This is a genomic window from Sediminimonas sp., from assembly GCF_024637375.1.
GTDB lineage: Bacteria > Pseudomonadota > Alphaproteobacteria > Rhodobacterales > Rhodobacteraceae > Sediminimonas.
Genome location: NZ_JAGXFK010000051.1, coordinates 70558 through 89533 on the forward strand (window position 1 = coordinate 70558; position 18976 = coordinate 89533).

General features: G+C 62.4%; 39 protein-coding genes. 28 read left to right on the plus strand and 11 right to left on the minus strand.

All coding sequences use genetic code 11. The annotated features are described in order from the left end of the window. Positions 1–26 precede the first annotated feature (26 nt). Positions 27–512 carry a hypothetical protein gene (locus Q0L89_RS08220; RefSeq protein WP_296763731.1) on the plus strand — a complete coding sequence of 162 codons (486 nt, stop codon included), beginning with the start codon at positions 27–29 and terminating at the stop codon, positions 510–512. Positions 513–680: 168 nt separating this feature from the next. Continuing rightward, the gene (locus Q0L89_RS08225) at positions 681–1190 is read left to right on the plus strand and encodes a hypothetical protein (RefSeq protein WP_296763733.1); all 510 of its coding nucleotides are present in this window, start codon (positions 681–683) and stop codon (positions 1188–1190) included. A 24-nt stretch (positions 1191–1214) separates the two neighbouring features. On the opposite strand, the gene Q0L89_RS08230 is transcribed toward Q0L89_RS08225, so the two are convergent. The 11 genes from Q0L89_RS08230 to Q0L89_RS08280 all read right to left on the minus strand — a co-directional run bounded on the left by Q0L89_RS08230 (position 1215) and on the right by Q0L89_RS08280 (position 6657). Further along, positions 1215–1376, minus strand: a complete 162-nt coding sequence (locus Q0L89_RS08230; RefSeq protein ID WP_296763734.1) for a hypothetical protein — start codon at positions 1374–1376, stop codon at positions 1215–1217. 12 nt (positions 1377–1388) lie between these two features. After that, positions 1389–1763 (minus strand): replicative helicase loader/inhibitor, encoded by a 375-nt coding sequence (locus Q0L89_RS08235; protein WP_296763736.1) that lies wholly within the window; start codon positions 1761–1763, stop codon positions 1389–1391. Then, a complete protein-coding gene (locus tag Q0L89_RS08240) occupies positions 1750–2712 on the minus strand; it encodes a DUF1376 domain-containing protein (RefSeq protein ID WP_296763737.1) in 963 nt (320 codons plus the stop codon). Before Q0L89_RS08240 ends, Q0L89_RS08235 begins: the two co-directional genes overlap by 14 nt. Continuing rightward, positions 2709–3119, minus strand: a complete 411-nt coding sequence (locus Q0L89_RS08245) for a hypothetical protein (RefSeq protein ID WP_296763739.1) — start codon at positions 3117–3119, stop codon at positions 2709–2711. The genes Q0L89_RS08240 and Q0L89_RS08245 overlap by 4 nt, the downstream gene beginning before the upstream one ends. Positions 3120–3179: 60 nt before the next feature. Next, positions 3180–3383 carry a hypothetical protein gene (locus Q0L89_RS08250; protein ID WP_296763740.1) on the minus strand — a complete coding sequence of 68 codons (204 nt, stop codon included), beginning with the start codon at positions 3381–3383 and terminating at the stop codon, positions 3180–3182. Between the two features lie 65 nt (positions 3384–3448). Beyond that, complete coding sequence (locus Q0L89_RS08255) at positions 3449–3862, minus strand: DUF1064 domain-containing protein (RefSeq protein WP_296763742.1); 414 nt, start codon at positions 3860–3862, stop codon at positions 3449–3451. After that, positions 3859–4569 (minus strand): hypothetical protein, encoded by a 711-nt coding sequence (locus Q0L89_RS08260; protein WP_296763743.1) that lies wholly within the window; start codon positions 4567–4569, stop codon positions 3859–3861. The genes Q0L89_RS08255 and Q0L89_RS08260 overlap by 4 nt, the downstream gene beginning before the upstream one ends. Beyond that, positions 4562–4882 carry a hypothetical protein gene (locus tag Q0L89_RS08265; RefSeq protein WP_296763745.1) on the minus strand — a complete coding sequence of 107 codons (321 nt, stop codon included), beginning with the start codon at positions 4880–4882 and terminating at the stop codon, positions 4562–4564. Before Q0L89_RS08265 ends, Q0L89_RS08260 begins: the two co-directional genes overlap by 8 nt. Positions 4883–5062: 180 nt before the next feature. Then, positions 5063–5887, minus strand: a complete 825-nt coding sequence (locus Q0L89_RS08270) for a DNA cytosine methyltransferase (RefSeq protein WP_296763746.1) — start codon at positions 5885–5887, stop codon at positions 5063–5065. Positions 5888–5963: 76 nt separating this feature from the next. After that, positions 5964–6269: a hypothetical protein gene (locus Q0L89_RS08275; RefSeq protein ID WP_296763748.1), complete on the minus strand. Its 306-nt coding sequence runs from the start codon at positions 6267–6269 to the stop codon at positions 5964–5966. A 133-nt stretch (positions 6270–6402) separates the two neighbouring features. Continuing rightward, entirely contained in the window at positions 6403–6657 is a 255-nt protein-coding gene (locus Q0L89_RS08280) for a hypothetical protein (protein WP_296763749.1), read from the minus strand. A 74-nt stretch (positions 6658–6731) separates the two neighbouring features. Between Q0L89_RS08280 and Q0L89_RS08285 the strand changes: the two genes are divergently transcribed. From Q0L89_RS08285 to Q0L89_RS08410, 26 genes are all read left to right on the plus strand, one after another. Continuing rightward, positions 6732–7100, plus strand: a complete 369-nt coding sequence (locus tag Q0L89_RS08285) for a helix-turn-helix transcriptional regulator (protein ID WP_296763751.1) — start codon at positions 6732–6734, stop codon at positions 7098–7100. A gap of 175 nt (positions 7101–7275) precedes the next feature. Next, on the plus strand, positions 7276–7575 hold the full coding sequence (locus tag Q0L89_RS08290; protein WP_296763752.1) for a hypothetical protein: 300 nt from the start codon (positions 7276–7278) through the stop codon (positions 7573–7575). Further along, entirely contained in the window at positions 7572–7790 is a 219-nt protein-coding gene (locus tag Q0L89_RS08295) for a hypothetical protein (RefSeq protein ID WP_296763754.1), read from the plus strand. Before Q0L89_RS08290 ends, Q0L89_RS08295 begins: the two co-directional genes overlap by 4 nt. Next, positions 7780–8046, plus strand: coding sequence for a hypothetical protein (locus Q0L89_RS08300; RefSeq protein WP_296763755.1), 267 nt, complete (start codon positions 7780–7782; stop codon positions 8044–8046). The genes Q0L89_RS08295 and Q0L89_RS08300 overlap by 11 nt, the downstream gene beginning before the upstream one ends. Then, positions 8046–8417, plus strand: coding sequence for a hypothetical protein (locus tag Q0L89_RS08305; protein WP_296763757.1), 372 nt, complete (start codon positions 8046–8048; stop codon positions 8415–8417). The genes Q0L89_RS08300 and Q0L89_RS08305 overlap by 1 nt, the downstream gene beginning before the upstream one ends. Before the next feature lie 8 nt (positions 8418–8425). Further along, entirely contained in the window at positions 8426–9187 is a 762-nt protein-coding gene (locus tag Q0L89_RS08310) for a hypothetical protein (RefSeq protein WP_296763758.1), read from the plus strand. Positions 9188–9219: 32 nt separating this feature from the next. Continuing rightward, positions 9220–10422 carry a hypothetical protein gene (locus tag Q0L89_RS08315; RefSeq protein WP_296763760.1) on the plus strand — a complete coding sequence of 401 codons (1203 nt, stop codon included), beginning with the start codon at positions 9220–9222 and terminating at the stop codon, positions 10420–10422. Positions 10423–10946: 524 nt separating this feature from the next. Beyond that, positions 10947–11219, plus strand: coding sequence for a DUF2312 domain-containing protein (locus tag Q0L89_RS08320; RefSeq protein ID WP_296763827.1), 273 nt, complete (start codon positions 10947–10949; stop codon positions 11217–11219). A 2-nt stretch (positions 11220–11221) separates the two neighbouring features. Beyond that, positions 11222–11413 (plus strand): hypothetical protein, encoded by a 192-nt coding sequence (locus Q0L89_RS08325; RefSeq protein WP_296763761.1) that lies wholly within the window; start codon positions 11222–11224, stop codon positions 11411–11413. Then, the gene (locus tag Q0L89_RS08330; RefSeq protein WP_296763763.1) at positions 11410–11574 is read left to right on the plus strand and encodes a hypothetical protein; all 165 of its coding nucleotides are present in this window, start codon (positions 11410–11412) and stop codon (positions 11572–11574) included. The genes Q0L89_RS08325 and Q0L89_RS08330 overlap by 4 nt, the downstream gene beginning before the upstream one ends. Beyond that, on the plus strand, positions 11571–11807 hold the full coding sequence (locus Q0L89_RS08335) for a hypothetical protein (protein WP_296763764.1): 237 nt from the start codon (positions 11571–11573) through the stop codon (positions 11805–11807). The genes Q0L89_RS08330 and Q0L89_RS08335 overlap by 4 nt, the downstream gene beginning before the upstream one ends. Next, complete coding sequence (locus tag Q0L89_RS08340) at positions 11804–12130, plus strand: hypothetical protein (RefSeq protein ID WP_296763766.1); 327 nt, start codon at positions 11804–11806, stop codon at positions 12128–12130. The genes Q0L89_RS08335 and Q0L89_RS08340 overlap by 4 nt, the downstream gene beginning before the upstream one ends. Then, positions 12127–12603 carry a hypothetical protein gene (locus tag Q0L89_RS08345; RefSeq protein ID WP_296763768.1) on the plus strand — a complete coding sequence of 159 codons (477 nt, stop codon included), beginning with the start codon at positions 12127–12129 and terminating at the stop codon, positions 12601–12603. The genes Q0L89_RS08340 and Q0L89_RS08345 overlap by 4 nt, the downstream gene beginning before the upstream one ends. After that, on the plus strand, positions 12600–12782 hold the full coding sequence (locus Q0L89_RS08350; protein WP_296763769.1) for a hypothetical protein: 183 nt from the start codon (positions 12600–12602) through the stop codon (positions 12780–12782). Before Q0L89_RS08345 ends, Q0L89_RS08350 begins: the two co-directional genes overlap by 4 nt. Beyond that, entirely contained in the window at positions 12779–13165 is a 387-nt protein-coding gene (locus tag Q0L89_RS08355) for a hypothetical protein (RefSeq protein ID WP_296763771.1), read from the plus strand. The genes Q0L89_RS08350 and Q0L89_RS08355 overlap by 4 nt, the downstream gene beginning before the upstream one ends. Further along, a complete protein-coding gene (locus Q0L89_RS08360) occupies positions 13162–14841 on the plus strand; it encodes a DEAD/DEAH box helicase (RefSeq protein ID WP_296763772.1) in 1680 nt (559 codons plus the stop codon). The genes Q0L89_RS08355 and Q0L89_RS08360 overlap by 4 nt, the downstream gene beginning before the upstream one ends. Then, the gene (locus Q0L89_RS08365; protein WP_296763774.1) at positions 14838–15089 is read left to right on the plus strand and encodes a hypothetical protein; all 252 of its coding nucleotides are present in this window, start codon (positions 14838–14840) and stop codon (positions 15087–15089) included. Before Q0L89_RS08360 ends, Q0L89_RS08365 begins: the two co-directional genes overlap by 4 nt. Further along, the gene (locus tag Q0L89_RS08370) at positions 15086–15352 is read left to right on the plus strand and encodes a hypothetical protein (RefSeq protein WP_296763776.1); all 267 of its coding nucleotides are present in this window, start codon (positions 15086–15088) and stop codon (positions 15350–15352) included. The genes Q0L89_RS08365 and Q0L89_RS08370 overlap by 4 nt, the downstream gene beginning before the upstream one ends. Next, positions 15349–15612, plus strand: coding sequence for a hypothetical protein (locus Q0L89_RS08375; RefSeq protein ID WP_296763777.1), 264 nt, complete (start codon positions 15349–15351; stop codon positions 15610–15612). The genes Q0L89_RS08370 and Q0L89_RS08375 overlap by 4 nt, the downstream gene beginning before the upstream one ends. A 346-nt stretch (positions 15613–15958) precedes the next feature. Continuing rightward, positions 15959–16252 (plus strand): hypothetical protein, encoded by a 294-nt coding sequence (locus tag Q0L89_RS08380; protein ID WP_296763779.1) that lies wholly within the window; start codon positions 15959–15961, stop codon positions 16250–16252. A 14-nt stretch (positions 16253–16266) separates the two neighbouring features. Then, positions 16267–16413, plus strand: a complete 147-nt coding sequence (locus Q0L89_RS08385) for a hypothetical protein (RefSeq protein WP_296763780.1) — start codon at positions 16267–16269, stop codon at positions 16411–16413. A gap of 17 nt (positions 16414–16430) precedes the next feature. Then, on the plus strand, positions 16431–16637 hold the full coding sequence (locus Q0L89_RS08390; RefSeq protein WP_296763782.1) for a hypothetical protein: 207 nt from the start codon (positions 16431–16433) through the stop codon (positions 16635–16637). 247 nt (positions 16638–16884) lie between these two features. Continuing rightward, positions 16885–17172, plus strand: a complete 288-nt coding sequence (locus Q0L89_RS08395; RefSeq protein ID WP_296763783.1) for a hypothetical protein — start codon at positions 16885–16887, stop codon at positions 17170–17172. Positions 17173–17576: 404 nt separating this feature from the next. Continuing rightward, entirely contained in the window at positions 17577–18008 is a 432-nt protein-coding gene (locus Q0L89_RS08400) for a hypothetical protein (protein ID WP_296763785.1), read from the plus strand. A gap of 2 nt (positions 18009–18010) precedes the next feature. Then, positions 18011–18664 carry a hypothetical protein gene (locus Q0L89_RS08405; RefSeq protein ID WP_296763786.1) on the plus strand — a complete coding sequence of 218 codons (654 nt, stop codon included), beginning with the start codon at positions 18011–18013 and terminating at the stop codon, positions 18662–18664. Continuing rightward, positions 18661–18855 carry a helix-turn-helix domain-containing protein gene (locus Q0L89_RS08410; protein ID WP_296763788.1) on the plus strand — a complete coding sequence of 65 codons (195 nt, stop codon included), beginning with the start codon at positions 18661–18663 and terminating at the stop codon, positions 18853–18855. The genes Q0L89_RS08405 and Q0L89_RS08410 overlap by 4 nt, the downstream gene beginning before the upstream one ends. Positions 18856–18976 lie beyond the last annotated feature (121 nt).

The following is an 18976-nucleotide window of genomic DNA, read 5'->3' on the forward strand; positions in this document are numbered from 1 at the left end:
AACCTGTTATTGCACACCCGATACCAATGGAGGACACCATGGGCAGCACGTCTTACAAAACCCGCGACACTCTGCTTGAGATCGTCGAGGATCAATTCCACGCCGATGGCCAGGACATCGTCGCGGTCAGCCTGGGCGACGGGCGCACGCAGGGCGTCGCGCTTCGCATCGACCTGAACCGCGCGGCCGGGATCGACCCGCGCCTGGCCGACCTTTTGCGCGAAACCTACATCGCTGACGCTACCAGTTGCGTTACGGTGGGGATGGTCGTTCTGGTCGATGGCTGGCGCTCTCCGGTCCCTGAGCGGACGGTGACGGTGAAGGTGTTGGCCGAATGGATGGGCCCTTACCACCACCCGCGCGGTGATTTCCTGCTGGATCGTCTGTCGCCTGTGCGTGGCGATGCGCACCCTGCGATTGCGGACTCGATCGCGACGTGGCGCGAGTGCTGCGCGGAGAAGATGCCGCCGATCAAGCCTCTTTCGCCTGAGCCTGCCACGCTGCTGGTGTGATGCGCTGCTGCGGCTCGGGTTTCTGCCCGGCCGCGACCCCTTCCCGATTAAATCTATGAACGACAGGAGTTTACCATGGCTACTCGCGCCACCTACAATATCGACGGAGCGACGTTTTACTGCCACTACGACGGGCACAAGGCGGGCGCGGCTGCGCGCTTTGCCGGGATGATCGCGGCGCAGAATGTGCCGATCACTGGTGGCCGAAATTTCACGGAACTGACCGAGGTGAGACGCGGCGGCTGGCCTTTCGCGTTCATCCGCGGCGCCATGGATGCCGAGGCGAGCGATGGTCACCGTGCACACGCTGACACCGAATATCGCTACGACATGTTCGAGAACCCCGGCCTTCCGCCTCGCGTTGGCGTCTTGGTTCGGGATGGTCGCGGGGAATGGCGTCAGGGCTGGCATGGCAAGCTGGCGGATTTCGTCTACGAGTTCGGCGCGCCACTGGGTGCTCCGGTGATCGTGCAGGCGGCCATTCCCCGGGATCGCGGGGCTTTCCGGTATGAACTGGCGACGCTCAAGCATGCGATTGTGATCGAGGAAATGGCGCGTGACGCGGTCGACCGATTTGACGGCACGAACCCGAACCGGGCGATCTACCGCGACATTTCGGATGCGTGGGCCGACGGTATCGCGGCGGTGCGCGATCGGCGGGCTCTTGCCATGGCGTGATGTGCTGGCCAACCTCTGTCTCCATCACTGGCCCGCTGGCGTCTCGCTGGCGGGTTTTTGTTCGTCCGCAATCCTCTTGCGTAATTCGGCCCATGATCCGCAGTTATTGAGCCAAGCGACGATCCGTTCGGCGCGCTCATGGCTCACGCCTTCGCCTTCCGCGATGATGGGCGGCGCGCTCGTCAATGTCGTCGAGGGTCATTCGGTTGGCGCCTTTGGCATGCGCAGTGATGGATAGCCAGCGGCCTCCACAATCGCATTCGCTTCTTCTGGCGTGGGCTTTTTGTCCTGCGCCGCTGTGGGCGGCTCTGACGGCAGGTTGCGCCGGAACTCTGCGACCCTGCGGGCGCGCTCGGCTTTGATCAGGCGCAAGATGTCGCCCTCTGTCGGCATCTTGCGATTGGCGTTTGCCACCCATTGCCGGCAGGCTGCCTGAACCTCGTGCAGCGGATAGTCTTGCAGCATGTCCATCCAGTCGGTGATCATCCTGTCGTGTGCCGGCGAGCCCATGTCACGCTCCCAGCCGAAGCGATCGAACTTCTTAGCCATGACCTCCTGCTCAAGCGCCACCATCGCCCTGTGGCGCTCCAAGTCGCGCCAGTCGAGCAATGTTCTCAAGGGCGGCGTTAGGCCGGTTCTGGGGTCTGTGGGGTATTGCTGGTTGCTGCCCCTGAACGGTGTAACCTTGTTGTCCGACATCTGTGCCTCCTTCGATCGGCTGGAGTTTCGGTGCTGCCTTTTGGGCTGCCAGGTCACGCATAGCAGGCGTGTAGTATTTGAAGCTGTTGGGCGGTCCGAGTGTCCGCTTTGCGGCGACCTCGCGAACCTGTCGCAAGATTTCCATCTTCGTCAGTCCAAGATCGGTTTCCCATTTCCGAGCCTCGAACATGTCGGACTGCGAGCCGGCGATGCGCCCTCCCGGTGTCAGGCTGGTCGGATCCAGCCTCATGGCCTCACACAGCTTTTCACGCCATGTGTCGGCCTGCGGATCGGGCTGATCGGAGGGCGCCACCTCGCGCGCGGGCAGGTGTTCGGGCGCGCGCGCGTCATCAGCGTCACTCTTATGTAGGTAGTTGGGTACTTGGGAAGGATGTTCCGCGGCTGTATCTGTGGTTTGTTCCGTCGGTTTATCCGCGGTTTTACCCTGTTTGTTGTTTTTCAGTGGGTTAGGCCGATTTTTTCCTTTTTTTCTGTCCGATTGTTTTGCGCACAGATTTTCCGTATACACCGCTTCTTTTTGCAAACGCTCGGAAATCAGAACGCCGTCACGCGCCAGAAGGAACTGCCGAATTGCGGGGCCTATGCGGCGCCGCCACATGTGCGTGGAGACGCGGCAAATCTTAGCCAGGCGCCGGTCATCGTCCGGCAGATCACAAGAGGGGCGCGTCCACATGGCCATGAGGATCAGCATGTAGGCGCCCACCTCGTCGGCTTGCAGATGTTGAGTGTCCCGGTGGAAGGCGTCGACCCACAAGGGCATCGGTCTCTTTCCACGGGCCCTTTTCGGATCGAACTCCCTCATCGCTGTTTCCTTTCGCATTCCGTCCGCCACCTGCGCGCCACCTCGATCTCGCGATACTGCGCCATGGTGATGGTCCGATATCCTCGCGGACGCGGCTCCAGCCCCATCATGCGGTATCGCTGGTACACGGCAGACGTTCCGGAATATCCAAGCATCACCGCCATATCTCTGGTGTTGACGCCGGCCTCCCAGGCGCGCCGGAATTCTTCGTCGGAACACTTCTTGGCCGTGGTCCTGTTGTCCTTGCGGCTTGGAAGGCCGAGGCTCTTTGCCTTCCAGGTAAGCGCCTGATGCGTCACACCCAGCCGCTTCGCCGCCGTGGCCAGGCGGATATCGCGCCGCATCCACAGCTTCGTGAAAGCCTCGTCGTCTATGCCGGAAAGGGCGCCGGGCGGTGCCATGATCATGCTCCCATGTTCAGCCAGGACCGCGGCAGGCATCATGCTCACCACGGCCCTGGTCGTCGCTCATTCGTCGCGCACAGCCGCGATCAGCAGTTCGGTGTAGCGATGGATGTCGGCGAGTTCGGCTCGCACATCTAGGGGCTTGTCTCCTTCACGGAATTGGAACAACGCTGCCTCAACATCGAAAGCCGACGCCTGAATTTCACCCAGGATTCTGCAGATCAACCGGTCTCCCAAGTCGCGTCCTCCGCCATTTTCTTTCGACATATCAATTCTCTCCCTTCAAAGTTGTGGAATATCCACGCTTCACACAGAGGTTGTTTTGTCCACCCTCACACCTCAACCACCTCGACGCCCTGGGCGCGCAGCATCGCCTTTTTCAGCTTGAACACGCGGGTGCTGATTCCCTTGGAATCCTCGACAACGCGGCGCCCATCGTCGTCGCGATAGGTGAAGTCGGCCAGGTAATGCAGGACGCGGCCGCTATCGCTTTTCAGCGGTGCGCCGTCAGCGCCGATCAGGTCGATCCACACCTGCCTTTGGAGGTGGGTGATCACGCCGCCGCGCTCCAGCATCAGCAGCTGGTCGTAGCGGTCTGCCTCGCGCTTGCTGTCGAACGTGATTCCGCCGCGCGTCACCTTGGTGGCGCCGTACTTGTTGGCCGCCGGCGTGGTCTTTGCCTTCTTGCCGGTCTTGCCCGCCAGTTCAGCCCGGTAGACGGCGGCGGGAATGCGGTTCTGGGTCATAGGTCAAAACCTCCTTGCCGCTCATCACCGTTGCGATCGAGGAAGCGCATGACGGTCTCGCCGGTGTGGTCAGCATCCCACACAAACCATCCGTTGCGCTGTGGCGGCGCGCCTCCGCCGCGGAAGTCACTTTTCCAGCGGCACAGGTAGGCGCGGCTGATCGGGTGCGCGGCCAGCAACTCGTCGAGGCCGTTCTTGCGCGCCGCCGGCCAATCCCAATTCAGCAGGAACGCGACGTAGCGCACACCCGGAAGCGATATCGCATGCCTGAGCCAGCGCCCGTGGCCATCTCGCGCGTTGATCTCGCAGTACGGCGGGTTTGTGATGATGATCGGCGACGGCGCCTCGTCGTAGTCGTAGAAGCCGCGCAGGATCACGTCAGGGCAACCTCGATCCACGATATCGGACGCGACGACGCTGAACCCGTACTCGATCAGCGGGCTCACCATGTGGCCACCGCCCGCCGCCGGCTCCCATACCGCGCCGCCGATCTGCCTGATCCGGGGGGCTTCGGCGGCCAGGAATGCGCGCGATGCCTCGGGCGGGGTCGGGTCATAGTCCAGCGTGTCGCGCTCGGTGCGCCGCGGGGCGCGCAGATCGGGCAGGTCAGCAAATGCCTGCGCCTGCCGGGCGTCCCGCACCGGCTTGGGCTTGGTGGCCAGAAACAGCGACGTTGCCGATGGCGCCGCCTTGCTGCGGTCAGTCATGGTAATCGTCCCGCAAAAAGAATGAGTGCTTGCCCTCGGGCTTGATCTGCCGGCCGGGCACGAGGATCGTGATCGGGTGATTGTTGGCGTGGTCGAACACGAGGAAGTGCCAGCGCCCGCCCAGCCAGAACCGCCACAAGCGGCGCCCGCCGCGCGTCAGGCGCGCGACGAACCGCAGGTATCGAGGGTCTGGCGCCGCCATCTGCTCGATCAGGATGCTCCACAGTTCCGCGCCGTCGGTCTTCGGCGACACCCGCTCCCGCACGCGGCGGATGAAGTGGGCGCGGCGGCACATGTTGAATTTTTGGCTCATGGGTGCGCCTCCGTTACAACAGGCTCATCTGTTCGGGCTGCGGGCTGTCCTCCGGCGGCTTCCATATCCACGGGCCCGAGGCCGTGGGCAGAAGCGAGAGAGCGCCACGCATATCCTGCTGCCAGCGGGCAAACTCCGTTCCCGATGATGCGCAAAGCGCGTGGCCGCTGGGCCAGCCCATCAGTTGCTCGACAAACGCGGGATTGAGCCTCCGCTTCCGCCACCCCCCCCCTGCGCAACCATCTGCGCACAGTGATCGGCGAGACGCTTGACATCGCCGACCGAAAGAGTCGGCGCGAGATCGGGCGCCACTCTGAGGACTCCGGCCCATGCGGCGCTGTCTCCGGGTCCGGGCGGGAATAGAGGAAGGCAACCGCGTTCGGCAGTTGATCCGGGCTGTTCTCGCCCTTGTGGTCGCGGGCAGCTGGCGTCGGCCATGCCTTCACCGCCACTTGCAGAGACGTGATCGCCGTTCGGTTCGCGTTTGTTCCGTCCCGCTCTCCCATCCGCTTCTTCATCGCCAGATGGGCCTCGGGCGTCTTGTTGTCGTCGTTTGCTACTGCGGTAGGCCACGATGAACACGCGCTGCCTTTCATGCGGCGCGCCTGTTTCGCCCGCCGAGAATATGCCAGCCGCAGGCGTTCGGCCCATGCCCCATAAGCCTCGCAGCACGGTTTCAAGGCCGAGGCTGACGTGACCTGCGACGTTTTCGAGGAATACCCACTCTGGATCGACCTCACGGATGATCCGGGCAACCTCGGGCCATAGGTGGCGCTCGTCGGTGTCGCCGCGGCGCTGTCCGGCTGCGCTGAAAGGCTGGCACGGATACCCTGCAAGGATGGTGTCGATCGCGCCCCGGAATGGCCGCCCGTCGAAGGTGGTGACATCATCCCAGATCGGCGCCGGGGTGAAGTATCCAGCCCGTTGTCCTGCGATGATGGTGTTGCGCGGGTGTTCTTCCCATTCGACCCAGCATCGCGTGTGAAATCCGGGTTCTGCGAGCATGAGTCCAAAATCGAGGCCGCCGGCCCCGGCGCAGAGGCTGAGCCCGTTTCGCGGTCTGGAAGGTACGCCCACGCCATCACCGGCCATCGCCGTTCTTCATGCCCTGAACCTCGCGCTCGGCGTCGTCCTTCCAGCCGGCGCGGCCGGCGATCGCGTCGACGAGGATCTTGCGGATCCGGGTGATATGCCGAACCTTGTTGTCGTGGTGTTTGCTGATCCTGGCGAGATCGTTGCGCTGGCGCGCCAGCTTGCCCTGCAATGTGGCGTTGGCTTGCTGAAAGACCTCGATGCGGCGCTCGGCGGCCTTGATCTTCGCGGTCAGTCGGTCGATCCGGGCGAGTAGGTCATTGGTGTCGTGCTTCTGTGGCACCTGCGCCTCCATCTGGTGTCTTGAATGTCTGCCCTGCCGCACATGGCGGCTTACGGACGGGCCATCCGAACAGGGCACGCCGCGCATTCCATGGTCATGTTGTATGAGGCCCAACACACCGGGCTATTGCGCGCGACGGCCCCGATCAGGGTTCGACGTATTCCTGCTCGGTCTCCGGCTCGGGCACGGCCATCGGCGGCGCGTCCGGGGTTTCCTCGAACCACGACTGCGGGGGCACCGCGCCGCCGGTCTTGTCGCGGATCACCTCCATGAGGCCGTGCGACGGGTTCCGGCGGCCAGCGCACAGGTGGATGAAGTGCGTCCGGCTGATGCCGAACAGGCGCCCCCATTCCTCCTGCTTGCGGTCAGGAAACTGGCTCACATATTCGACGAGGTGCATTACCTGCTCTCCTGCTGATTACCCGGCGCAGTATGCAACCTGTTGCAACAGGTGTCAACGAGACAGGGAGAAACATGAATATTTATTTTTGCGAGACGCGCTGCTACAGTGTGAGACCCGTTCACCAGACAAAAAGGCTGACCATGAAGGTGCTGATCGCTGATCTGCGGCGGAAAACCCGCATGACGCAGAACGCGCTGGCCGATGCGGTCGGGATCACGCGCCCCTATCTTTCACAGATAGAGCGCGGCGACCGACGCATGACGCCGGAACTGAAAGAGCGTATTGCCAAGGCATTGGGCGTTGACGCCAATGACCTGGTCGATGTGTCAGCCCGTGGACGCGAGGACGAGGAACTCTTGCTGGAGGCGTTCCGACAGCTTTCAGACGAACAGCAGGACGTGTGGATCGACATGGCGCGGGCGGCCCTGCGCCGCGCCTGAGTCTGGATCACAGGTTTGAAAGGCCCGCTTCGGCGGGCTTTTTTTATTTCCATTGCAACATGTTACAGGATTTTCAACCCCGCCCGTGATTTTACCTGTTGCCACATGTTGCAAGAAACCCTAAGCTTCATGTCGTTATCCGTGGTCACGATGACCGCAGAAAACGGGGGTTGGCATGAACATGACTTTGGCCCGTAAGGAATTCACCGTCGAGTCCGCGACGGGGTCGTGGGTCTATTCCGCATATCGCGAAGACGGCAAGCTTTTCCACCTGGCCCACCGGCCCGGCGCGACAGAGGATTTCGTCGATATCGACTACACCTCCAGCCAGTTCATCCCGCTGGACGTGTTTCGGATGTTGGCCGACATGGGCTTTCCCGGCCGCCGCGACGCGCGTTGCGACCTGATACGGCCGCTGCGCGCGCAGGATGTGCGCATGATGCACGACCTCTGGAAGCTGCGGGGTGCGGCATGAGCAAGACCCGCACAAAGATCGAGGATCGACCGGTCACCGCTCGCGGTCCCGTGTTCGTGGCTCGCATCGACGGGCTCGCGATGGATTTCATCGGTGAGACGAAGATGCAGGCGATCCGCAAGGCGCGGGAGTTTCAGGAAATCGAACCGGCGAAAGCGCGTCGGTTCATGGGTAAAGCCGCACCTCAGGAAAATGGAGTTGAAGATGGCGAATGAACGCGCGTGCTACGGCATCGTTTTGGAGGCGGCGACAGAAGGGCCGATCCTCATGGAGGCCGAAGGGCAGACGACAAGCAGGGAGCAGGCTGTGCGCCGCTTGCGTCAGATGATCGACGGTCGTCGCTGGTTTCGGGGCTGCGTTGTCCGCTTGATCTACGAGGAAGGCAATCGCGCAACCCTCGACGCCATGGCCGGCATGCAGTCCGGCCCACAGGACCGCGACGACCGCGAAGAAGGCTTCGGGTCTCTCTGATGCGACAGCCGACCAGCGAACACGACGCACAGGCATGGTGGCGCGCTGCTCTGCGCGACCCCAAGACGCCGCGCCACGATGGCGATCCGAAGTGCGGCTTCTACCGCATGCGCAAGCGCAAGGGTGGGCCGTGGCTTCCGGTCGAAATCACCCTCGACCAGGATGTCGATTTTCGCACCGGTGAACTGGCGGCCGATGAGCGCGTCGTTGCTCTGGTCGAGGGCATCCCTGACGACGCGGCGCGCATCTGGACGTATCTGACGCCGATCACCCGCGAGGAATTCGAGCGGCTCTTTGCCGCGCGCGTCGCACAGACAGCCGAGGACCGCGACACCCTCCCAGACCTGACAGAAAGGGCGATATTGCCATGAATGACGACATGATCGACACAGCCGAAGCGCCGGCCGCGGGGCCGGGGCACAACTTGCCCCCGCTCCCCACACCGGAAAGCGCCGAACCCTGGGGGCCGAAGGTGCAGGAATTCACCAATGCTGCGCGCGTATGGGCCGAGTTGAAGGTGATCGAGGACGACGAGAAGTCCGAAAAACTGGCCGATTTCATCACCGGCATTCGCGGCCTGCGCAAGAAAGTCGAGGATGCGCGGAAAGACGCGAAGAAGCCATGGGATGATGGCGCCGCCGCGGTGCAGGGCGCATTCAAGCCGATGGTCGATCGTCTCGACGCGGCCGGCAAGCACCTCCAGAAGATGCAGAGCGACTATCTCGTGAAAAAGCAGGCCGAACTGGAGCGCCAGCAGGCCGAGGAACGCAAGCGTGCCGAGGAATTGCGCCGCCAGACCGAAGAAGCCGCCAAGGCGACCGAGGACACCTTTGATCCCGACGCCGAGGCCGAAGCGGAGCGCCTCGCCAAGGAAGCGAAGGCCGCGGAAAAAGCGTCATCCAAACCTGCGCGCGCGCAGTCCAAGAGCGCCAGCGGCGCCGGGCGCACCATGTCGATGCGCACGACGTGGGAACCCGAGATCACCAACATCCGCGCTGCCTTCATGGCCTTTCAGGATCATCCCGAAGTAGCGGAAACGCTCACCCGGCTGGCCGCGCAGCGCGCGCGCTCGGCTGAATTCGACCCGGAAACCGAGACGATCCCGGGTTTCACGCTCCACAAGCGCCAGTTCGCCATCTGAGGCGGCGGCAACACATCCAGCGAGGAAACGCCATGAGTAATGCACTGACCACGAAACCCGCCGCCGGGGGTAATCCTCTTTCGAACATCCCCATGATGAACCCGGATACCTTCGACCACATGTATCGCGTCGGCAAGATGATGGGCATGTCGCCGCTCTTTCCCGATCACCTGCGCCGGGGCGGCCAGGAAGCGGCGATCGCCAACGGCATGCTGGTCGTGAATATGGCCATGCGACTGAACGAAGATCCGCTGACGGTCGCGCAGCAAATCTACTTCGTCGGCGGCAAGCCCGGCTGGAACACGACCTACATGATTGCCCGCGCGAACCAGAGCGGTGTCTTTCAGGACCAGATTGATTGGGAAATCAGCGGCAAAGGCGGCGACAACCTGTCCGTGACCGCGTTTGCCACCCTCTCGGGTACCGGGCGCAAGGTGTCGGTCAACTGCGACATGGCCATGGCCAAGGCCGAAGGCTGGACGAGCAACAAGAAGTACCAGACCATTCCTGAACAGATGCTGCGCTACCGCTCGGCCGCGTTCCTGATCCGGCTCTACGCGCCCGAGGTCATGATTGGCGTGCCCGCGGCGATCGAGGTCGAACTGGCGGAAAGCGAGTTTCGCGACGTGACGCCGCCGCAGGAACAGCCCGCAGAACCCGAGCCCGAAAAGGAGCAACCCAAGACCACCAGCAAGCGCGGCGGCGGGGCCCGGAAGGCGCCGGCAAAGGACGCACAGAAGGCGCCGGATGAGTCGGAGGTGACCGACGCCGCGCCCGAAGACGGCGAGGACGCCGAATACAAGCGCCTCGAAAGCGCGGCCGAAGACGTGATCAACGACATCCGCGACGCGCCCAGCGTTGATTCTGCGCTGGAGTTCCATGCCGAGGTGCTGGCGCGCATGAAGAAGGTCGCGCCCGATCTGCACGCTTGGATCACGAAGGAAGCCAAGACGGCGCGCGAAGCCGAGGCTGAAGGCGACGACGAGGGCGGCGCGCCCCAGCAGACCGGGCGCCCGAAGCAGGATTACACACCGGATGAAAAGCCCGCCGACGATAGCTGGGCCAGGCAGATGGTGGCGACGATCAAGACCGATCTTGCCGACTGCGTGGGCGGCGAGGCCGTCGACGAGGTGCTCGACGTCTACGGCGCCGAGGTCTCGAAGATGAAGGACAAGTTCCCCGAACATCATGCCGAGGTGATGGAAAAGGTCGAGGAACGCCGCGACGCCGGCTGATCCGACCTGCCGAACCGCGCGTCCCGGAATAATCGGGCGCGTGGCAGGTGGGGCGCGTGCGAGACACCCCCCTCAAGCGCGTCCCGCCACTCGATTGAAAACGGAGAGAGACAATGCTGGACGAGAAGGACGATATCCGCTCTGCGCTGGAACAATGGGCCGCGCGCGGCGACTGCGGCGCATCGGCCAAGGCCATCGCCGCGCACCTGGCAGCCTTCGGCGAGTGCGATGGCAGCTACCCCGGGGACGTGGGCGACTTCGGGCGGTGCGAGGCGCTTCTCGATGCAGTGCCGCGCCTGCGCGAATATTTGCCTCTGATGGCCGAGGTTAACGCCTATTGGGCGGCGCTGGCCTCGCGCTGGGAGGAAATCCGCGCCGCCAAGGATCGGCAGGCGCTGATCGAGGAAATCGTGAAGCCCATCCAGCAAGCCGACCCCGGCCATATGCCGCTGGGCAAGGGTGCATCCCTGCGGGTCGGCGCCAACACCTTCCAAGGGACTACAGCAAAAGGAACGCGGGACATGATGAAACCCGACCCGGAATTCGATCAGGCGCGCGACAACGCCTACCGCGTAACGGCCGACGAGTTGCGCCAGTTCATCGAGCGGTTCGAGCGCCTTGATGCCGAAAAGAAGGACATCGCCGAACAGCAGAAAGAGGTGATGGCAGAGGCCAAGGGCCGTGGCTACGACACCAAGGTGATGCGCAAGGTCATCGCGCTGCGCAAGCGCGACCGCGACGACATCGCCGAAGAAGAAGCGGTGCTGGAGATGTACCGCGAGGCGCTGGGGATCTGATCATGAAATCCAACGTCACCGATTACGACCTGATCGTGGTTCACAGCACCGACTTCGCCGTTCTGGTCAAGGACGACGAGGATGCCGATCCCGTCTGGCTACCGAAATCCCAGATCGAACTGGATCACGACGACACCGGCCCGTGCTGCGTCACGATTCCTGACTGGCTGGCAGAAGAAAGGGGGCTGGCATGAGCAGCATCGAGTTGATTGGATTTCTCGCTGAGATCACCCTTCGCGCTCTGAGCGTCGGGTTCGTATTCGCTGCATGTTGGCAGAACGTGCGCGGGCGTTCCGACTTGGCACAGACTTCATTGCTATGGGCCATCCTGTTTGGCGTTTGGGTGCAGTCATGACCGATGTAATCGACAACGGCGGGCCGGCGTTTCCCGACCCAAGAAGATCGGTATCTGATGGGGAAAGGGGCATGTCCCTGCGGGACTGGTTCGCGGGGCAAGCTTTGGTTTCCATGGGTGATCGTCGCTGGAATGGCGATCATTCCGAAACCGGCACCGAGAAGCAAGCGCGAGCGGCGTATCGGATCGCCGACGCCATGCTCGCGGCCCGCGAGAAAGGCGGTGCATCATGACCAATGCAAAGCACACGCGCGAACCCTGGCAGGCCATTGGCCTTGCCATCTACACAGATCGCGGGACGCCTGGAATTGAAACATGGGTCGCGAACATAAAGCGCGGTCGGGCAGACAGTGTTGAAGTCGCCGATGCCCGCCGCATCGTCGCCTGCGTCAACGCCTGCAAAGGCATTCCAACCGATGCGCTGGAAAGCGGCGTGATCAGGGATCTGTTGGAGGCGCTGGAAAACCTTGAAAACGACGATGGCAAGGCAATGCCACCGAGTGCATGGGCCTTGGTGCAAACCGCCATCGCCAAGGCGAAAGGCGGTGCATCATGAGCGGGCAACACCCCTGCCCGGCGGGCGAATACACCTGGTGGGCGGCAGCGCACGAAGAAGGGCCTTTCAGCGACACGAACTGCACCAACAAGGACGAAGCAATCCGCGAAGCCGTCCACATCGGCGCCGTGCAGGAATTGCCGCCACATAAAGACGGTGACCCGTGGGAGTTCGGGGCCTACATCGGGTGGGCGCGCCACAATCACGTTAACCTGAGCGGGTATTTCGACGCTGAGGACTGGATAGACCGCCTTGGCGATCACATGGAGGACGAGGACGGCCCGGACGAAAATGGCTGCAATCACCCTCTTGAGGACGTGAGCGGGGACGATGTCCGCGCGCTTGGCGAAGCTGTCCGCTCTGCAATCTGGCACTGGCAGAACCGGCGCGCGATCAAGTGCAAATCGTACTGGCTCGACATGCCCTTCGGGTTGGAATGGGTGAGGGTCGAATATCCGGATGGTGCATCATGATCGAAGCACTCGGATACGCGGCAGTCCTGCTCGGCGGCGGATACCTCGCCTTCATGGCTGGCTTTGTCCTGGCGCTGTGGGTGGGGAGTTTCGCCCTGGAGGACGCCTTGCCCGCACTGTCGGCGGGCGGTGCCGCGCTGGTGCTGTGGGTGATCGCGTTCATGTGGTGGATCGTATGAGCAACACGTCCGAAATCGGCGCCCACCCCTCGCTTCACGCTCGCAGGATCGCACAAGCGATAGCTTCCGCACGGATCAATCTGACCAGCGAGGCGACGGCCCATCGTGATGTTCTGGCAGTGATCGAAGCGGCCGACATGGAGTGCCAGACCGAAGCTCGCCTGAGTGCATCAGAACGCATCGACATTCTGTGTGGGAGCGTTGGTGTGGAAGTGAAGGTTGGGCATCCCCGCCGGGCAATATGGAAGCAGCTGCGCCGCTATGCCGCGCTGCCGGAAATATCCGCGCTGGTCCTGGCGACCGGAACTCCATGGCCGGCGAGCATCAAGGATGTGGATGGCGTGCCCCTTTTCGTCGCAGACCTTTCGAGGGGGTGGCTATGAACGGCCAACTGCAATTTGCCGGGGACCGGATCGAACCGGGCTGGGTCGTATCGAATTTGAAGCCCCATGTGTCCATGAGGTTCAAGGACGTATTCAAGGGCATCCCCTTCGGATCGGTTCCGCCGTTCTTCTTGCGCGACCGCCCGTCCATCGCGGCCGATCTCGACTGGTTCATGCAGAGATACCCGTTGAGCATGGACCGGGAAAGCGAAGGGTGGTTGTCGGTTCAGTTGAAAGCCTATCGCGACGCCCAGGCGCGGATCGAAGAAATACACTCTACGGAATACACGCCACCAGTGTTGACCGGGTTTCGTGACGGCGAAGAACCTATGACCTATCAGCGTCGTGCGGCCGATCTGTTGCGAACGACGGGCCGCTTGCTGCTGCTCGACGATGTGGGCTTGGGCAAGACGGTTTCTGCACTGGCCGCGATCTCGGACGGATGGGGGCTTCCCGCGGCTGTCGTCGTCCAGCCCCACCTGTCCACGCAATGGGTGGTCCAATACATTGAGCGGTTCACGCATCTGCGAGCGGTTGAAATCAAGGACCGCAACGCACGTCAGGTGCAAGTCGCAGATATCTATGTGTTCCGGTACTCAAACATCGCGGCCTGGGTCGACATGATCGAGCCCATGGGTGTTCGCACCGTGATCTTCGACGAGATTCAGGAATTGCGCCACGGGCAAGCGACGGAAAAGGGTCGCGCCGCGGCATCCATATGTTCGGTTGTGGAAAACCGCCTCGGGCTCACTGCCACGCCGATCTACAACTATGGGTCCGAGATATTCAATGTGGTCGAGTACATTGCGCCCGGCGCGCTTGGCACTTGGGGAGAATTCCTCACCAACTGGTGCACGTCGCACGGCACCCACTGGATCGTGAAAGAACCCGAGGCGCTGGGCGCATTCCTGCAAGAGGAAGGGGTCACGCTGCGCCGCACCAACGAGGACGCGGAGGTCGCATCCGTGTTGCCGGGGCTATCCAAGACCGTGATCGAGGTCGATTGGGATGATGGTGCGGTGCAGTCCGACCGCGATCTGCAAGAAAAGCTGGCCCTGCAAGTCCTGAGCGGATCGTTTCACAACCGGGGTGTCGCGGCCCGCGAACTCAACATGATGCTGCGCCACGAAACTGGCGTCGCAAAGGCGCGCGCGGTAGCCGCTTACATCCGAACGCTGGTTGAGGGTGGTGAGCCGGTTCTGGTCGGAGCCTGGCATCGCGAGGTCTACGATATCCTGTTGGATCGCTTGGCTGACCTTCGGCCCGCCATGTTCACGGGCTCGGAAAGCGCAGCAGCCAAGCGGCGAGCCCGCCAAGCGTTCATCGACGGCGACACGAATATAATGCTCATGTCCCTGCGATCCGGCGCCGGGATCGACGGGCTTCAATCGCGGGCTTCGCATGTGGTTTACGCCGAGCTGGACTGGTCGCCGCAGGTCCACGTCCAGTTCACCGGGCGCCTGCATCGCCATGGTCAGGAGCGCCCGGTAATCGCGCATTTCCTGCATGTGAACGGCGGCTCTGATCCAGCGATCATGTCCACGCTCGGCCTCAAGGCGTCGCAAAGCCACGGCATCCTTAACCCCTACGGTGGCCAGGGCGACGCGACACCAGTGGATGAAAGCCGGATCAGGCAGTTGGCCAAATCCATCCTGGAGCAGGAGGCGCGCTCATGAGCCAAGACCATGACCCCATCCATGCCGAGAACCTCGACGCGCCCGCGCCTGCGTCGCTGGGCAAGCTGTCGATCGAGGGCGACATGGGCGTGATCCGCATCCCGCTGTCCGAGATCCACGCCCTGCGCGTCGCGCTCCAGCCGTGCCCGTGCCGGGCCACAAAATCAACGTCCACGTCCGAACTGCGCCAGCGCCTGGAAGTGGCGCTCGCCAAGCTGCAATCGAAATCAGGAGCGAGGAACTCATGAGCAATCACTTGTCCGCCGCTGATCGTCATCTGATCGAGAACTACATCGCGCGCAATGGCGTGACCGAATGCCCGCGCGGCGCATCTGGCGAGATACCGGAATATGTCTGGAAGCCGTCGCGCAGTGGCGAAGGCGGCGCGCTGGTCGTGTTGGACGGTCAAGGCGCCTTCGGCAAGGAGCGCATCAACGCGCGCACCCGCGGCATGATCTCCGAACAGGCCCGGCAGCGGCGCGTGATGAGGGCCGAGGGGCGGCTGCCATGACCCCCTACTACTCCGAACGCCAAGCCTGGCACGGAGCCTGGCGCCCGCAGGTCACCGACGGCCCGCCGCCTGAGCGCACCGCGGACGGCCGGCGCCACACCCTGCGCCGCGTCCAGCCGCTGCCCGTGGAACTGCGCGGCTTGCCGCTGTCCGAAGTCGCCTGCGAGATCGACGCCCACGAAGCCCACGCGGCGCGGCTCGCTGTTGAGGCGGAGACCGAAGCGGATGGTTTCGTGACCGTGTGGCCGGAGGGGCTGTGATGGCCAGGTTGATAGATGCGATTGGCCCTCCTGAGCTGCTATCCGTTACCATCGTTCGGAACAAGAGCCTGGACGACGGGACACCAAGGCAAGAGAAAGGCTATCGCGCGATTTTTGAGTTTCGCGGGCCGGGGTCGCATCCAGTCTTTGCCAGGCCGTGTTTTGCCGCAGACGAACGAGTCACTCAGAAACGCTATCAATGGTCGCCTCTTTTCAAAACCGAGGCTGAGGCTCGCAATTGGCTGGCGCCTGCGCACCCCCAAGGCGTCGTCATTGATAAACCCAACTCACCGGCGGCCGCTGGGGTGCGATCAAGCGCCGGTCCACCTAACCCGCAGGAGGGGCCATGAAACCCGAACAGATCATTTCCGATGAAAGTGTCGAGGAGGTCCACGCCAACGCGAACTTCGAATCCATGACGAAGCGCGAAGTGGTGAACGTCGGCGTCGTTCAGTCAGTGCTGGGCTTCTCGATGGGTCATACCATGCACCAGATCATCCTCGAACACGGCCTGGTGAAAAAATCGAGCGGCGTTTGCCCTAAGCTCACGGCGAAGGGGCAGCGATACCTACACGCGATCATCGGAAACCGCGCCTCGGAGATCATCAGCTACATCGCCGAAGGCGACCAATCCACCTAACCCCGGAGGCCAGCATGGCTGACATTGAAGACGATCACTTTCCCGGCGATTGGGACGATGAAGACGACGATGGTTTTGACGAGTGCGGGCTGCAAGATGACGGCACATGCTTACTCGCCGGGACCGAACACTGCGATTGGGATTGCCCCCACTCGCGATGAATCCAGAAGGAGGCCCCATGACCACCCTATCCAAAATCTCAGCCGAAGCCGCTGCCTCCACTCACGACGCGGCGCTGTCCGACGCCCGCGCGGTCCTTGCCGACATGCCCCACCACGCCGACGAGCGGATCCTGACCGCATGCGACGTGCTGGAGACCTATGGCGAGCTGCCGGAGCGCCGCCGCATCTGCGACATTCGGCAGATGATCGAGAGGACGAGGTGATGCCAAGAGTGCAATCAATCCAAATAGGAGCGTGTGATGGCGAGGACAACGGTCGACAGCAAGACGTATGAGACGACGCACCGACGCGGACTCCCTGCGATCAGGCAAGTGAACAAGAGCGGAGGCACGGTGCGGTGGATCGCCTTGCAGTCAGAAATCGGCCTCAAGGTGATGCGCGCTCTGGATTTGGAGCCGGCGATGGCTCCGGGGTTCAGCGAGTCCAGATAGGAGATTGACCATGCCCGACATGAAAACCGAAATCGAACGACTGACTGCCGAAAACGAGCACCTAGGAAAAGCCTGCGCCAGATGGGCAGAGGTTTCCCAAAACAACCGCCAGCGGGCGAAGACGGCAGAGGCCGAGCGGGACAGGCTGCAAAAGGCTGGCGACAGGCTGTCATTCTGCGCGCAGGCCAGTGGTGGGAGCGCAGGGCAGGACGCTGATCTGGTAGACGCCATCAACGGCTGGGCCGAAGCCCGATCCGCCCTACAGACCGACACGGACACGGAAGGGAAGGCCGATGATTGTGACTGAATTCACAAAGCAAGCGCTGAGGAAAAGGCGGGACAGGCGCGACCGTCTTGCTGACGGGTGGGAATACGTTGGCGAAAATGGCGGCAATCTATGGGAACTGGAGCGTGGAACACGATGGAGGGAGCGGATAGCCGAAGTCGCCATATCGGCCTGCGGAAAAGGTGTTTGGGTCAAGACGACGGACACGGGAGGCTGACCATGTTGACGAAAACCTACCCCCAAGACCGCCCCAAAGACTTTCTCAAAGAAAACCCGTCGGAAAAGTGGCGGTGCGATATTTGGGTAGGTGACGGCAGTGATCATCATGGGGTCGGAGCCACAGAAGCTGAGGCGCAATATAACGCCAAACTTGCGTACATGAAGTACCGGCGCACTCCTAACGCTTCGAGTATGGGAGACTGACCATGCCGATCCGGCCTGAAAACCGTGACCGCTATCCGCCCGACTGGCCGAAAATCAGCGCCCGCGTGCGCGAGGAAGCGGGGCAACGGTGCGAGTGGTGCAGCGTGCCAAATGGCGAGTGGATCAGGCGTGGTACTTGCGACGGGCTAGATGTTTGGTCGTTCTCTGCATCGGCGCATTGCGACGTGTTCTGCGCTTCCACTGGCGACAAGCTGGACGGAGAAAGTCATGACACATGCGACCTTGGCAAGCCCGTCCGTGTGGTCCTGACTACCGCACACCTCGACCACACCCCCGAGAACTGCGCCCGCGACAATCTCGTGGCCCTCTGCCAAAAATGTCACAACCGCTATGACGCGCCGATGCGTCGTGCTGGATTGGCTGCGCGTCGTCGCGCCGAAATGGCTGACGGCGATCTTTTCGAGAAGGACTGACCATGCCGATCCGCCGTCTGCCCCCGATCTTTGCCAAGGTCCGATTCCGGCTGAGGCCCGCCGATGTTCCGCCAGTCGTTTTCCGCTTTTCGAAGCAGCACATCAACGATGCGCGTGAGACAATCCAACGTATGTGGGATGAGGTCCCGCTTTATACTTATTCGCATTGCTGGATGGAAACGCCCTATCTCGGCATCATGGCCTACTGCCCCGACGAGGAATGCGTGCACGTCAGGGCATGGAACAAGAATGGCAAGCACGCGACGAAATTTCAGTTTCGGTCCTTCGATGAGGGCGGCTTGTCAGATATGGAAAAGGTCGTGAAGGCTCAGTATTTTCAGGCGGCCTACGCCTTACACCTATATACCGAGCGTGCCGCAGAAGTGTCGGTCAACACCTTGTCCCGCAATTCGCCATCCGCGCACCGCAGGGAAGGCGACACGCTGCGATATGCCCAGCTTGACGATCTTGCCAGCGCAGCGGGGCAGTCTCGCCAGCGCGGGTATGCGCGGCCGTGCGAAGTATCAGGGATCAAGATGCGGGAGCACGATGTTCGCGGACACTGGCGGACGTATCCGAGTGGCGTTCGGGTCTGGGTAAAACCGCACAAGCGAGGTGATGTAGGGTTAGGCCGCGTGCAAAGGGTGATGCAATGAAAAGCCTCGAAGATTACCCCGCCGCCACCATCACATGCCGCCCCAGCCAGGCGCCGCAAGTGTTCGGCGTGTCTCGCGCGACGATCTACCGCTGGGCGAAGGCGGGGCACATCACGCTCTACCACCGGGGAGGAATGGCGTTCGTGCGAGTCGACGACGTCCTCGCCTACATCACCGGGGTGAGGGACTAATTGAGGGACCGAGAGGCAGAAAGCCGTATTTTCCCTTTAATATCAATAGTGATTGGTGCTCTCCAGCAGCACCATACGCCCGTTTCCACCCTGCATATTCCGATCCTCGTTCGCGCCTGGT

Excerpts from the sequence above, each read along its gene's own strand:
- Q0L89_RS08285 (WP_296763751.1), top strand. The coding sequence starts at position 6,732 with ATGAATATTTATTTTTGCGAGACGCGCTGCTACAGTGTGAGACCCGTT.
- Q0L89_RS08310 (WP_296763758.1), top strand. The coding sequence starts at position 8,426 with ATGATCGACACAGCCGAAGCGCCGGCCGCGGGGCCGGGGCACAACTTG.
- Q0L89_RS08235 (WP_296763736.1), bottom strand. The coding sequence starts at position 1,763 with ATGGTGGCGCTTGAGCAGGAGGTCATGGCTAAGAAGTTCGATCGCTTC.
- Q0L89_RS08270 (WP_296763746.1), bottom strand. The coding sequence starts at position 5,887 with ATGCTCGCAGAACCCGGATTTCACACGCGATGCTGGGTCGAATGGGAA.
- Q0L89_RS08305 (WP_296763757.1), top strand. The coding sequence starts at position 8,046 with ATGCGACAGCCGACCAGCGAACACGACGCACAGGCATGGTGGCGCGCT.
- Q0L89_RS08345 (WP_296763768.1), top strand. The coding sequence starts at position 12,127 with ATGAGCGGGCAACACCCCTGCCCGGCGGGCGAATACACCTGGTGGGCG.
- Q0L89_RS08275 (WP_296763748.1), bottom strand. The coding sequence starts at position 6,269 with ATGGAGGCGCAGGTGCCACAGAAGCACGACACCAATGACCTACTCGCC.
- Q0L89_RS08390 (WP_296763782.1), top strand. The coding sequence starts at position 16,431 with ATGACCACCCTATCCAAAATCTCAGCCGAAGCCGCTGCCTCCACTCAC.
- Q0L89_RS08320 (WP_296763827.1), top strand. The coding sequence starts at position 10,947 with ATGAAACCCGACCCGGAATTCGATCAGGCGCGCGACAACGCCTACCGC.
- Q0L89_RS08380 (WP_296763779.1), top strand. The coding sequence starts at position 15,959 with ATGAAACCCGAACAGATCATTTCCGATGAAAGTGTCGAGGAGGTCCAC.
- Q0L89_RS08245 (WP_296763739.1), bottom strand. The coding sequence starts at position 3,119 with ATGATCATGGCACCGCCCGGCGCCCTTTCCGGCATAGACGACGAGGCT.
- Q0L89_RS08365 (WP_296763774.1), top strand. The coding sequence starts at position 14,838 with ATGAGCCAAGACCATGACCCCATCCATGCCGAGAACCTCGACGCGCCC.
- Q0L89_RS08325 (WP_296763761.1), top strand. The coding sequence starts at position 11,222 with ATGAAATCCAACGTCACCGATTACGACCTGATCGTGGTTCACAGCACC.
- Q0L89_RS08240 (WP_296763737.1), bottom strand. The coding sequence starts at position 2,712 with ATGAGGGAGTTCGATCCGAAAAGGGCCCGTGGAAAGAGACCGATGCCC.
- Q0L89_RS08255 (WP_296763742.1), bottom strand. The coding sequence starts at position 3,862 with ATGACCCAGAACCGCATTCCCGCCGCCGTCTACCGGGCTGAACTGGCG.
- Q0L89_RS08355 (WP_296763771.1), top strand. The coding sequence starts at position 12,779 with ATGAGCAACACGTCCGAAATCGGCGCCCACCCCTCGCTTCACGCTCGC.
- Q0L89_RS08225 (WP_296763733.1), top strand. The coding sequence starts at position 681 with ATGATCGCGGCGCAGAATGTGCCGATCACTGGTGGCCGAAATTTCACG.
- Q0L89_RS08280 (WP_296763749.1), bottom strand. The coding sequence starts at position 6,657 with ATGCACCTCGTCGAATATGTGAGCCAGTTTCCTGACCGCAAGCAGGAG.
- Q0L89_RS08295 (WP_296763754.1), top strand. The coding sequence starts at position 7,572 with ATGAGCAAGACCCGCACAAAGATCGAGGATCGACCGGTCACCGCTCGC.
- Q0L89_RS08400 (WP_296763785.1), top strand. The coding sequence starts at position 17,577 with ATGCCGATCCGGCCTGAAAACCGTGACCGCTATCCGCCCGACTGGCCG.
- Q0L89_RS08300 (WP_296763755.1), top strand. The coding sequence starts at position 7,780 with ATGGCGAATGAACGCGCGTGCTACGGCATCGTTTTGGAGGCGGCGACA.
- Q0L89_RS08265 (WP_296763745.1), bottom strand. The coding sequence starts at position 4,882 with ATGAGCCAAAAATTCAACATGTGCCGCCGCGCCCACTTCATCCGCCGC.
- Q0L89_RS08250 (WP_296763740.1), bottom strand. The coding sequence starts at position 3,383 with ATGTCGAAAGAAAATGGCGGAGGACGCGACTTGGGAGACCGGTTGATC.
- Q0L89_RS08290 (WP_296763752.1), top strand. The coding sequence starts at position 7,276 with ATGAACATGACTTTGGCCCGTAAGGAATTCACCGTCGAGTCCGCGACG.
- Q0L89_RS08260 (WP_296763743.1), bottom strand. The coding sequence starts at position 4,569 with ATGACTGACCGCAGCAAGGCGGCGCCATCGGCAACGTCGCTGTTTCTG.
- Q0L89_RS08340 (WP_296763766.1), top strand. The coding sequence starts at position 11,804 with ATGACCAATGCAAAGCACACGCGCGAACCCTGGCAGGCCATTGGCCTT.
- Q0L89_RS08335 (WP_296763764.1), top strand. The coding sequence starts at position 11,571 with ATGACCGATGTAATCGACAACGGCGGGCCGGCGTTTCCCGACCCAAGA.
- Q0L89_RS08410 (WP_296763788.1), top strand. The coding sequence starts at position 18,661 with ATGAAAAGCCTCGAAGATTACCCCGCCGCCACCATCACATGCCGCCCC.
- Q0L89_RS08360 (WP_296763772.1), top strand. The coding sequence starts at position 13,162 with ATGAACGGCCAACTGCAATTTGCCGGGGACCGGATCGAACCGGGCTGG.
- Q0L89_RS08350 (WP_296763769.1), top strand. The coding sequence starts at position 12,600 with ATGATCGAAGCACTCGGATACGCGGCAGTCCTGCTCGGCGGCGGATAC.
- Q0L89_RS08385 (WP_296763780.1), top strand. The coding sequence starts at position 16,267 with ATGGCTGACATTGAAGACGATCACTTTCCCGGCGATTGGGACGATGAA.
- Q0L89_RS08405 (WP_296763786.1), top strand. The coding sequence starts at position 18,011 with ATGCCGATCCGCCGTCTGCCCCCGATCTTTGCCAAGGTCCGATTCCGG.
- Q0L89_RS08375 (WP_296763777.1), top strand. The coding sequence starts at position 15,349 with ATGACCCCCTACTACTCCGAACGCCAAGCCTGGCACGGAGCCTGGCGC.
- Q0L89_RS08330 (WP_296763763.1), top strand. The coding sequence starts at position 11,410 with ATGAGCAGCATCGAGTTGATTGGATTTCTCGCTGAGATCACCCTTCGC.
- Q0L89_RS08315 (WP_296763760.1), top strand. The coding sequence starts at position 9,220 with ATGAGTAATGCACTGACCACGAAACCCGCCGCCGGGGGTAATCCTCTT.
- Q0L89_RS08395 (WP_296763783.1), top strand. The coding sequence starts at position 16,885 with ATGAAAACCGAAATCGAACGACTGACTGCCGAAAACGAGCACCTAGGA.
- Q0L89_RS08220 (WP_296763731.1), top strand. The coding sequence starts at position 27 with ATGGAGGACACCATGGGCAGCACGTCTTACAAAACCCGCGACACTCTG.
- Q0L89_RS08370 (WP_296763776.1), top strand. The coding sequence starts at position 15,086 with ATGAGCAATCACTTGTCCGCCGCTGATCGTCATCTGATCGAGAACTAC.